Raw genomic sequence first — 10,362 nt, forward strand, 5'->3', positions numbered from 1 at the left:
GGCGCCTCTGGGGGTGTCGCGCCACAACGCCCCCCCCCCCCGGGCGCCCGCCCCGCGCGCCAAACCCCGGTGCGCTGCGCGGCCCCCCGGCGGGGCGGCGCGCCCCCGAGGTGCGCCACGAAGCGCGCCGGCCGCAGGACCCGGACGGCCTGGAGGTGTGGACGGCGAACGCGTTGCACGGCATCCGCCCGGTCACCGCCTGGCAGGACCGGGCGATGACGCCGGCCGCACCCGACCGGGCCGCGCGTCGGCAGGCGGCGCTGCTCCGCACGGCGACGCCTCCGGAGCAGCAGGATGGGTCGGACCAGCAGGGTGAGTGGATCCGGCCGGGCGGTGATCCTGCTGACCGTCACCTCGGACGGGCGGGACGTCGTGACCGGCCTGCGGCCCGGCTGCTGCTTGCCGTGAACCCGGACGACTTCCCCTCGTGCCGCCCCCGTGCCGCCCAGCGACAAGGACAAGACGCTGAACACCCACCACTCCTGGCGTGACCTGCCCGCCGCCCAGCAACCCGACCGGCCCGACCGCGCCGCCCTGCACGACGTCGTCGCCGAACTCGCGGGCTTCCCGCCGCTCGTGTTCGCCGGCGAGTGCGACCAGCTGCGCGCCCGGCTGGCCGCGGTCGCCCGCGGCGAGGCGTTCCTGCTCCAGGGCGGCGACTGCGCCGAGACCTTCGACGGCGTCTCCGCGGGGCAGATCGAGAACAAGCTGAAGACGTTGCTGCAGATGTCCGTCGTCCTGACCTACGCCGGATCCGTTCCGGTGGTCAAGATCGGCCGGATGGCCGGGCAGTACGCCAAGCCGCGGTCCCGCGACACCGAGGTGCGGGACGGCGTCGAACTGCCCGTCTACCGCGGCGACGCCGTCAACGCGTCGGAGTTCACCGCCCGCGCCCGCACCCCCGATCCGGACCGGCTCAGACGGACGTACCACGCCTCCGCCGCGACGCTGAACCTGATCCGCGCGTTCACCACCGGCGGCTACGCCGACCTGCACCGGGTGCACGCCTGGAACCGCGACTTCGTGGCGGGCTCCCCGGCCGGCGAGCGCTACCGGGAACTCGCCCACCGGATCGACTCCGCGCTGACCTTCATGCGGGCCTGCGGGACCGACCCGGCCGCCCTCAGGACCACCGAGTTCTACGCCGGCCACGAGGCCCTGCTGCTGGACTACGAGACCGCGCTGACCCGGACCGACTCGCGCAGCGGCGACCTCTACGACGTCTCCGGGCACATGATCTGGATCGGCGAGCGGACCCGTCGGCCCGACGGCGCCCACGTCGGGTTCGCCGCCCGGATCCGCAACCCGGTCGCGGTCAAGCTCGGCCCGGACGCCACCCCGGACGACGCGCTCGCCCTGGTCGACCGCCTGGACCCGGACCACGAACCCGGCCGGCTCACCCTCATCACCCGGATGGGCGCGGACAAGGTCCGCGACCTGCTGCCGCCGCTGGTGGAGAAGGTCACCGCCTCGGGCGCGCCCGTGGTCTGGGCCTGCGACCCGATGCACGGCAACACCTTCTCCTCCGGGAGCGGCTACAAGACCCGTGCCTTCGACGACATCGCGGACGAGGTCAGGGGCTTCTTCGAGGTGCACCGCGCACTGGGCACCCACCCCGGCGGCCTCCACGTCGAGCTGACCGGCTGCGACGTCACCGAGTGCGTCGGCGGCGCCACCGCCATCAGCGACGCCGACCTCGCCCTGCGCTACGAGTCCGCCTGCGACCCCCGGCTCAACCGGAGCCAGTCCCTCGACCTGGCGTTCCTGGTCGCGGAACTGCAGGTCCGGGCACGGGCGCAGGAACAGGAGCGGGCCCAGGAGTGGGAGCAGGAGCGGGATCAGGAGCAGACAGGGGCGACGGCGCAGGCGCGGCCACCGGCACACCCGGGGCTCGTCGGCCGGTGAACCCCGGGCGAGCGACGCCGCGGTGGTACGCGCGGCGCCGCGGATGCCGGCCCCCGGGAGGGAAGCGGAGCAGACCCGCCCCCGCCCCGGGGCCGTCGCGGCTCAGCCGTCCGCGATACCCAGCGCGGTGCGGACCTCGCCGGCCAGCCGCGCATCCAGGGCGCCCGTGGTCATCCGGTTCTTGACGAGCGCGAAGGAGAACCGGTGCGCCGGGTCGGCGAATCCCGTGCTGCCGCCCGACCCGCTGTGGCCGAACCCGCCCGCCGGCCGCACCGGCGTGGAGCCGTCCCCGACCAGGAAGCCGTAGCCCATCGTCCACGGGATGCCCAGCGTCCGGTCCACGCCGCTCACCCGGCCCGTGGTCGCCTCCCGCAGGGTCGGCGCCGAGAGCAGCCGCACCCCCGCCGGCTCACCGCCGCCCGCCAGCGCCGCGTACAGCCGGGAGAGCGCACGCGCGGTCAGCACACCGTTGGCCGGCAGCGGCGTGCGCCGGAAGTCGGCACGGTTGGCCAGCCCGGCCACCGGGAACACCGCGCGCGGCGCGGCGACCAGGAACGGAGCCCCGGCCGGGATCGCCTCCAGCCGCGCCGCCCACCCGCCGTCGTCGCAGACGGCCACCCGCGACTGCAGGCGCTCCGGGGCGTGGAACAACAGGTCGTCGGCGATCCCGAGCGGCCCCGCCAGCTCCTCGCGCAGCAACTCGTCACAGCCCCGGCCGGTGGCCCGGCGCACGATCTCGGCCACCAGCACCCCGAACGTCCAGGCGTGGTAACCGACCGCGCTGCCCGGCTCCCACAGCGGCGCCTGACCGGCCAGCCAGGCCGCAGTCGCCGGAAGGTCCAGCAGCCGTTCGGGCGTCACGTCCGCCGGCAGCTGCGGCAGCCCGGCCGAATGGGAGAGCACCTGGCCCAGCGTGACCCGCTCCTTGCCGGCCGCGCCGAACTCCGGCCAGTACCGGGCCACCGGCTCCCCGTACGCCAGCACCCCCCGGTCCACCAGCACCGCCACCAGGGCCGCCGCCACCCCCTTCCCCGTCGACCAGGCGGGCACCAGCGTGTCCGGCCCCATCGGTCGGCCCCCGGCCTCGTCGGCCGCGCCCGCCCAGGCGTCCACCACCAGCTCGCCGTCCAGCCACGCGGCCACCTGCACCCCGAGCTCCGCACCGGACCCGGTGACCTCGCCCAGGATCTCCTCGACCCGCCGCTGCGCCGCGTTGTCCGGCGCCGTTCCGCTCCCCATCGCTCCCTCGTCCCCCTTCGTCCGCTGCCGGACCCCGTGGAGAACGGGGCCCGCTCACGGACTCCAACTCGGCCGACCACCGGAACGATCCCGCCCCGCAGCCGCAGCCGGTGGGCCGGTGGGCGCGTGGCGGGCCGGCAGCCGCAAGCTGATGACGGTGTTCGCCGAACACGCCCTGCGTGACGTACCGGCCGGCAGCCCGCTCGCCGGGATCCAGCCGCACGCGCTGCGTGAGCGCAGCCGGCGCTTCGGCCTCTCGGCGCTTCCGACCTCGCGCGCGGCCAAGGACCGGCGGGAAAGCGTCGCCCGGTCGTCGGACCTCGTCCCCGACGACGACCGGCGTGTGCAGCGACTGCGGCACCTGCCGGCCCGCCTGCTCAAGGCGCGGAGGTTCGACACCGCGCTGGAGCAGGTCCGCTGACGGGCCGAGGCCGCCCGCCGCTGCCGTACGCCGCCCGATGACCACGTCGCGCCTCGTGCTGCCGGGCGAGAGCCTGCGGGCCGACCTCGGTACCTCCGCCCCGCGGCGGGTGCCGGGCGGGGTGGGCGAGCCGCTCGTACCGGAGCGGCCCCGGCACGGGCGTGACGCGTCCGCGAGGCCTCGCCGTCGGCGCCTCCGCATCGGTTCAGTCGGGCAGCCGGTACTTCCTGGACGCGGCGGCCGCCGAGCCGACGGCGGTGAGGAGCACCCAGCCGACGGCGGAGACGACCAGGGTCGGGGTGAACGGCCAGAGGTCGGTGAGGAATTCGCCGCTGACGACCCAGGCGAAGCTCGCGATCAGGGCTCCGGAGCGGGCCGCCGAGGCCGGCGCCCCCGGCTTCGGGCCGACCGCCCCGACGATCGTCAGCGCCGTTCCCAGCCCGATGAGGAGGGCGAGCTCGGTGCAGGTGAGGAAAGGGGTGTACTCGACGACGTAGTGCTGCCCCGGCTTGGAGATCTCCATCACCCGGCCCCGCCAGACCTTGAGGTCCACCGCCATGCCGATCTCCACGGCGTCGTAGAACCCCCGGTCGACCACGGAGGTGTCGGTGGGGGCCGGAGCGCCACGGGTCATGGTCAGGTCGTACTCGGCGCCGGTGCCGTCCTTGGTCTGCTTGTCCGTCACCCTCCCGGTCGTCCGCAGGAGGCAGTCCGCGCCGGCGACGGCGGCCGGGGTGCCGCAGACGGGGGCGGTGAGGTAGGCGCCGGCCGTCGTGTACGCGCCGGCGTACCGGGCGAAGCCGAGGGCGACGGCGGCCACGCCCACCAGGACGAGCAGGCCCCGGGCCCACCCGGGGGCGCGGTGCCCCGGCGGGCGGCCCGGGAGGGTCCGGGTGTACACCGTCCGGGCCCGGACGGGCGGGGCGTCCGTCCCGGCCGCGGGATGCCGCGCGGGGGCCGGCGCGTCGGCGGTGTCGGCCGCGGTCGCCGCGACGGTGGCGGGCACCCGGGCCGGCGCGTCGGTCGCGGGCGGGTCGGCTGCGGGCGCGTCGGGCGGGTCCAGCAGACGGCTGACCTGCCCGCGCAGGACGTGCAGTTCGCGGGTGACGGTCTCGGCCTGCTCCCGCACCCCGGTGAGTTCCTCCTCCAGCGCGCGGGTGTACCCCACGGCGGCGTCCAGCCGGCGGCCCTTCGCCTCGGACTCCTCCCGGAGGCGGCGGCCGCGTTCCTCCTCGGCGTCGAGCAGTGCGGCGAGCCGCTGCGCCTCGCGGCGCGCCCGCGACCGGTCGTCGCTGCGGGCGCGGCGTTCCTCGTCCCGTTGCCGGGTCAGGTCCGCGACGGCCTGCCGCAGGTGCTCGACGGTTTCGCGCAGGTGGACGACCTGGTCGGCGGTGTTCGGGCTGTCGCGCAGTTCGGCGGTGCGCAGGTCGTGGAGCCGGCGCAGTCCGGACGGGGTGAGGGGCCGGCCGCGGGGTGCCAGGAAGGCGGCGAAGGCGTCCAGGAACGCGCGGGGCGGGATCGCCCGGCCGGTGAGGTAGGACGTGACCTCGTCCGTGGACCGGCCGGTGGCCTCGGCGAGTCGCTCCGCTGTGACACCGCCCGGGCCCCCGGCTCCGCCCCCGGCCCCGGCCGCGTCCGCGCGCTGCGCGAGGGCGGCGGTCAGCGCCTCGGCGAGCGGGGATGCCCGGGGTGGCGGCGGCCGGTGGGCGGCGTTGCGGGTGAAGGCGAACCTGCCCATGCTGTCGGTGGTCTTCTGGTTGGGAGCGGGCAGACCGCGGCGGCTCGACTCGGCGCACAGGTCCGGGTAGAGCGCTTCGAGGGTGAGCCACTTCGGTCCGCCCGGCAGACCGGCGCGGACCAGGTCGACCAGGGTGCCGGTGAAGGAGGTCGGCCGGTCGGCCTGCTCGGCGAGCGGGACGACGTGGGCGGGGCCGTCGCTGGCCGTCAGGACGTAGGTGCCCCGGATGGCCGTGGCACCGGCGAGGACGGCGTCGCCGGACAGCGCCTCGATGGCCCGGCCGGCGTAACAGCAGTCCAGGACGACGGCCTTGGCCCTCGCCGGGCTCTCCAGGAACGCCTCACGGACGATGCCGAATGCCAGCCCGGTCACGTCGGCGTGCGCCGGATCGGTCCGGCCGAGGGCCAGGCACAGCTCTCCGCGGGGCAGCACCAGCCCGTGGCCGACGTAGTAGAGCACCAGGACGCCGCGGGTCTCCTTGGCGAGCCGCCGCAGGTCCGGCACCAGGGCGGCCGGGGTGGCGGCCGGGCGGTGCGGGTCGGCCGGGTCGGGGACCACGGTGATCCGGTCCTCGGGCCAGCCGCACAGCTGCGGGTCGGTGAGCATGCGGTGCACCGCGGTCAGGCTGTTGCGCGCGGCGGGCAGCGGCAGCAGGTCCGGGTGTTCGTAGCTGCCGGTGCCGATCAGGACGGCCCGGGAGTCGTCGAACCCGCCCGGTCCGGGCGGCTCGCTCACGGCCGTGGCCCGGTCTCGTCGTCGTCCTCGCCCAACACCTCGGCCAGGAGCGGCACGACGTCCTCCGACCTGACCTGGGTGGCGGTCACCCTGACCCTGCGGTGCCGTGTCGTCACCTCGGCCGTCACGTCCGAGCGGCGGGTCCGCAGCCAGACCGCCAGCGCCCTGGCCACCACCGCGCCCGCACCGCCGGCGCCGAGCGCGACCTCCAGGACCTGGGTGACCCCGCCCAACTCCCCGTCGGCGGGCGGCGTCGGGACGGCCCGGACCAGCCCCGCGAGCGCCCGCTCGCGCCGCAGCCAGTCCCACAGCTCCGCCGTCTCCCGCACCTCGTCGCCGCCGATGACCCTGATCCGCGCGTCCACCGCACCTCCGCCACCTCGCGTCCCGGACACCCGCCGGGGCTCAGCGGGATGATGGCAGGAAGCCGCCGGCCGCGGGGGCAACTTGCCTTCGTTGTTGCAGATTTGTCAGTTTTCTGCAGGCCGGCCCTGTTGCGTTCGGGGTGGCCGTACCCGGGGCGGACGTACCTGGGTCGGCCGTACCCGGGGCGGACGTAGCCGGTTCCGCCGGGCCCGGGGCGGACGGTGTCGGGGCCCGCACCGTCCGGCCCGAGTCGTCCGCCCGGGGTCGTCCGCCCCGGGGCGTCGCGGCCGTCGGACCGCTACGGCGCGATGGCGTAGCAGAAGAACCCTTCCTGCCGGGAGACGCTCGCCCCGGTGCCGTTGTCGGTCACGGTCACCTTCACCGCGGCCGCCAGGTTCGTCCGGCACGGCCCGTAGGCGCCCGGGGCGGTGAGGCCGGAGTAGAAGCCCGCGTTGCCGACCGCGGTCCAGGAGTAGCTGTAGGTGCCGCTGCCGCCGGCCGCGTAGGCGTCACAGGACCAGACGCTGTTGCCGGAGTCGCAGACCACGGTGACGCTCGGCGCGGTGGCGGCGTGGGTAGTGGCGGCATGGGCGGGGGCGGCGAGCCCGAGGGTGGCGAGTGCGAGCAGCGGAGCCGTGAGGGCGCCCAGGCGCCTGGTCGGGGACTGGGGCACGGACCGGTTCATCGGAACCTCCTGCGTCGGGGTGTGCGGGGGTAGTTCGGGTCGTACGAGTCGTGCCGATCGTGCGTGCCGTGCGTGCTGTGCGGGAACGACTGTGCAGCGCGCAAAGGATCTTCACAACCCTCGCGACGGCAGAGGACGGACGGGGTACGCCGAGGTCATTACGCGCGGAGTAGTGCCGAATCAGTACTCCGGGTCGTGCCCGTGCAGGTTCTCAGGTCCCGTGTCGTTTTCTCCGCCGCAATGTCAGCTGAGTGGCCGATCCGACAGGGGATCGAGAACTGCTGCCGATTGTCGTCACATTGGCCCCCCACGCCCGGCCCGGGCCAGGTAGCGTGCCGACATGACGAGCGATGAGACCCCAGTGACGGTGGAACAGATCGGCGCGGCTCTGGCCGCGTTGGGCGTCTACGAGGGCGACAACACACCGGCCGAGCACGCCGAAAGGGCCGCACAGTTCGGCAGCCCCGACATCTACCGGCTTCGTCTGCTCAACACCCTGCTGGGCGTGGTGCAGGGACAGGCGAAGCTCGCCGACGAGGTCGAGGAGGACGGCGAGGACCTGTTCACCGCATGGTTGGAGCAGCTGAGGGGCGCCGGCACCTGGGAGGACTCGGCCAGGCAGATATCCTTCTTGGGCTGGCAGGTCCGGCGGGTGGGTATCCCGCTCTTCCTCCTCGCCAACGATCCGGACACCGGGCCCATCGTGGACGCGGCCGCGCAGGCCGCCGAGGCGCTGCACATCATGCTGGGCGTGATCGGCACACTCGAAGAGGCGGACCCGACCGTCGACTTCGTCACCGTCATCAACCAGGGCGGGATGCTGAAGGCGGGCCGGGAGCTCCTGGTCACCGCCCTCGACAACACCGACACCGCGCTGGAAACGTTCAAGTAGGCCGGCCGCAAGACGTCCGGGGCCCGAGCGGTGTCAGTCCCGGCGCAGGTCCAGCATGGCGAACACCTTGTCGTAGCGGCGTTCCCCGACGGCCACGTAGTCCGGCAGCCGCCCGTACTCGGTGAAGCCCAGCGAGAAGTACAGGTGCAGCGCGTCGGCGTTGTCGCCGCGGGCGTCCAGGGTGAGTACCTCGATGCCCGCGGCCCTGGCGTCCGCGATCAGCGCGGTGCTCAGGGCCCGACCGATGCCGTGGCCCTGGGCGGCGGAGGCGACGGCGAGCTTCTCCAGGTCCGCGTGGGGGCGGTGGGTGGGGCGTCGGTGGCGCAGCCAGTAGCCGAACCCGGCCGGGCGACCGTCCAGGTACGCGGCCCGCAGGGCGCCGTCGCCGGACCGGGCCCGGTCCAGGACCTGCTCGACCAGCACGGCGACCTCGTCGGCCGAGGGCGGCTCCAGCCAGCCCAGTGCCGCGCCCGCCTCCACCAGTTCGGCCAGGATCCGGTGCGCGGCCGCCGCGAAGTCCTCGGCGCCCCCGGGTAGTTCGGCCACCGCCGCGGCGTCGAGGAGGACGAGGGCTCCGGACGCGGGTGCTTCGTTCGTGTTCAGGCCCATGGCGGGCAGCTTAGAGCCTGCACGGACAGGTGGGGGTGGGGTACCCGGGCAGCGAGGCGGGCACAGGTCTCCGTGATCACGGAGTTGCGACGCTCTGTGATCACCGGGGGGATCTGTGCCCGGGCTTCCGTCATGGCTGACCGACCCGCACACGCGACCGTTCCCGCCGCCGGCAACCCTGATCCGATCCCATGCCTGAAGCGGACCACCGGCCACGTCCTGCCCTTGTGGTTCAGGCGACGCGGGTGTCGTAGGTCTCGCGGTTGGCGAGGACATCGTCCATGTGCATCTCGGCCCAGGTCTTGAGGCCGCGCATCATCTCGTGCAGTGACAGGCCGAGGTCGGTCAGCTCGTAGGTGACCGTGACCGGCACGGTCGGCGTCACGGTGCGGGTGATCAAACCGTCGCGCTCCAGGGAGCGCAGCGTCTGGGTAAGCATCTTCTGACTGACGCCGGCCAGCAGGCGCAGCAGCTCCGAGTAGCGCATCGACCGGGGCTCGCCGGCGCAGTCGGTGCCTGGCTGATGCGCGCTGTCGCTGCCGAGCGCAGCCAGGATCAGCGTGACCCATTTGTCGGAGAGCCGGTCGAGCAGCTTGCGACTGGGGCAGGCGGCCAGGAAGGCGTCGTACTCCATCTTGGCCTGTGCCCTCTGCTGGGCCGCCGTCATCGTTGCCATGGACCATTCCCTTCACCCGCGGGTGCCTTACGCACTCCGAAGTGCCTTCTTCCCGACAGGAAGCTACACACCAATAGTGATGCAAGGTGCCACTGGGCACCGCTATCCGGCTCAGCGCGAAAGGCACAGCATGAGTACGTCCTCCGCCTCGCTTCCCGGCGGCACCTGGACCCTGGGCGACCTGATCGTCACCCGATTCGGCTACGGCGCCATGCAGCTCGCCGGCCCCTGGGTCATGGGCCCGCCGGTCGACCGCGACGGCGCACTCGCGGTCCTGCGCGAGGCAATCGACCTCGGCATCACCCACATCGACACCGCCGACGCCTATGGGCCGCACATCACCAACCAGTTGATCCGCGAAGCGCTGCACCCGTACCGCGACTCGCTGCACATCGTGACCAAGGTCGGCGCGACCCGGGACGAGGAGGGGGGCTGGCCTCCGGCCCGGCGACCCGAAGAGCTGCGCCGCGCCGTCCAGGAGAACCTGGAGAACCTCGGTCTCGACACGCTGGACGTGGTCAACCTCCGGCTCGGCGACGCCCGAGGCCCCGTGACCGGTTCGCTCGCGGAGGCGTTCGAGGTGCTTGCCGAACTCCAGCAGCAGGGCCTGATCCGGCACCTCGGCGTGAGCAACGCGACGGCGGAACAGGTCGCCGAGGCGCAGGCGATCGCGTCCATCGTGTGCGTGCAGAACATGTACAACCTCGCTCACCGCCACGACGACGAGCTGGTCGACGAGCTCGCCGAGCAGGGCATCGCCTACGTGCCCTTCTTCCCGCTCGGTGGCTTCAGCCCGCTGCAGTCCGAGGCGCTCACAGCCGTGGCCTCCGGGCTGGAGGCGACGCCGATGTCCGTCGCCCTGGCCTGGCTGCTGCAGCGGTCGCCGAACATCCTGTTGATCCCCGGCACCTCGTCGGTGGCGCACCTGCGCGAGAACGTCGCGGGCGCGGGACTCCCGCTCTCCGAGGAGGATCTCGCCGAACTGGACAAGATCGGCCGCTGACCCCCTTCCGTCACCACGGCGAAGCGCCGTCGCGCCCCCGGAGAGTTCCACCGCTGGGCGCGATCACACAGAGGGGTGTGTCTGAACCTAGAG

General features: G+C 74.1%; 9 protein-coding genes and 1 pseudogene. 4 read left to right on the top strand and 6 right to left on the bottom strand.

Features of this window, described 5'->3' with window-relative positions; genetic code table 11:
• Nucleotides 1-438: 438 nt before the first annotated feature.
• Nucleotides 439-1,779 (top strand): annotated as a pseudogene (locus ACFV0O_RS00785) (class II 3-deoxy-7-phosphoheptulonate synthase); the annotation flags it as partial.
• 228 nt (nt 1,780-2,007) lie between these two features.
• Here ACFV0O_RS00785 and ACFV0O_RS00790 read toward each other — a convergent pair.
• Nucleotides 2,008-3,144: a serine hydrolase domain-containing protein gene (locus tag ACFV0O_RS00790; protein WP_380334380.1), complete on the bottom strand. Its 1,137-nt coding sequence runs from the start codon at nt 3,142-3,144 to the stop codon at nt 2,008-2,010.
• Between the two features lie 118 nt (nt 3,145-3,262).
• Between ACFV0O_RS00790 and ACFV0O_RS00795 the strand changes: the two genes are divergently transcribed.
• Nucleotides 3,263-3,565, top strand: coding sequence for a hypothetical protein (locus ACFV0O_RS00795; RefSeq protein WP_380334383.1), 303 nt, complete (start codon nt 3,263-3,265; stop codon nt 3,563-3,565).
• A gap of 205 nt (nt 3,566-3,770) precedes the next feature.
• Here the strand turns inward: ACFV0O_RS00795 and ACFV0O_RS00800 are convergent, their stop codons facing one another.
• The 3 genes from ACFV0O_RS00800 to ACFV0O_RS00810 all read right to left on the bottom strand — a co-directional run bounded on the left by ACFV0O_RS00800 (nt 3,771) and on the right by ACFV0O_RS00810 (nt 7,089).
• Nucleotides 3,771-6,038, bottom strand: a complete 2,268-nt coding sequence (locus tag ACFV0O_RS00800; RefSeq protein ID WP_380334387.1) for a hypothetical protein — start codon at nt 6,036-6,038, stop codon at nt 3,771-3,773.
• Entirely contained in the window at nt 6,035-6,403 is a 369-nt protein-coding gene (locus ACFV0O_RS00805; RefSeq protein ID WP_380334390.1) for a hypothetical protein, read from the bottom strand. The genes ACFV0O_RS00800 and ACFV0O_RS00805 overlap by 4 nt, the downstream gene beginning before the upstream one ends.
• 299 nt (nt 6,404-6,702) lie before the next feature.
• Nucleotides 6,703-7,089, bottom strand: a complete 387-nt coding sequence (locus ACFV0O_RS00810; protein WP_380334393.1) for a hypothetical protein — start codon at nt 7,087-7,089, stop codon at nt 6,703-6,705.
• A 340-nt stretch (nt 7,090-7,429) separates the two neighbouring features.
• On the opposite strand from ACFV0O_RS00810, the gene ACFV0O_RS00815 reads away from it, so the two are divergent.
• Entirely contained in the window at nt 7,430-7,981 is a 552-nt protein-coding gene (locus ACFV0O_RS00815) for a DUF6245 family protein (RefSeq protein ID WP_380334396.1), read from the top strand.
• 33 nt (nt 7,982-8,014) lie between these two features.
• On the opposite strand, the gene ACFV0O_RS00820 is transcribed toward ACFV0O_RS00815, so the two are convergent.
• Both ACFV0O_RS00820 and ACFV0O_RS00825 read right to left on the bottom strand, forming a co-directional pair.
• Nucleotides 8,015-8,590 (bottom strand): GNAT family N-acetyltransferase, encoded by a 576-nt coding sequence (locus ACFV0O_RS00820; RefSeq protein ID WP_380334399.1) that lies wholly within the window; start codon nt 8,588-8,590, stop codon nt 8,015-8,017.
• 232 nt (nt 8,591-8,822) lie between these two features.
• Nucleotides 8,823-9,266 carry a winged helix-turn-helix transcriptional regulator gene (locus ACFV0O_RS00825; RefSeq protein WP_380334402.1) on the bottom strand — a complete coding sequence of 148 codons (444 nt, stop codon included), beginning with the start codon at nt 9,264-9,266 and terminating at the stop codon, nt 8,823-8,825.
• A gap of 130 nt (nt 9,267-9,396) precedes the next feature.
• On the opposite strand from ACFV0O_RS00825, the gene ACFV0O_RS00830 reads away from it, so the two are divergent.
• Entirely contained in the window at nt 9,397-10,269 is an 873-nt protein-coding gene (locus ACFV0O_RS00830) for an aldo/keto reductase family oxidoreductase (protein WP_380334405.1), read from the top strand.
• Nucleotides 10,270-10,362: the final 93 nt, after the last annotated feature.

The sequence above is a fragment of the Kitasatospora sp. NPDC059577 genome (assembly GCF_042735475.1).
Lineage (GTDB): Bacteria > Actinomycetota > Actinomycetes > Streptomycetales > Streptomycetaceae > Kitasatospora.

Coding starts and splice junctions, on each gene's coding strand:
- ACFV0O_RS00820 (WP_380334399.1), bottom strand. CDS start 8,590: ATGGGCCTGAACACGAACGAAGCACCCGCGTCCGGAGCCCTCGTCCTC.
- ACFV0O_RS00810 (WP_380334393.1), bottom strand. CDS start 7,089: ATGAACCGGTCCGTGCCCCAGTCCCCGACCAGGCGCCTGGGCGCCCTC.
- ACFV0O_RS00790 (WP_380334380.1), bottom strand. CDS start 3,144: ATGGGGAGCGGAACGGCGCCGGACAACGCGGCGCAGCGGCGGGTCGAG.
- ACFV0O_RS00815 (WP_380334396.1), top strand. CDS start 7,430: ATGACGAGCGATGAGACCCCAGTGACGGTGGAACAGATCGGCGCGGCT.
- ACFV0O_RS00830 (WP_380334405.1), top strand. CDS start 9,397: ATGAGTACGTCCTCCGCCTCGCTTCCCGGCGGCACCTGGACCCTGGGC.
- ACFV0O_RS00825 (WP_380334402.1), bottom strand. CDS start 9,266: ATGGCAACGATGACGGCGGCCCAGCAGAGGGCACAGGCCAAGATGGAG.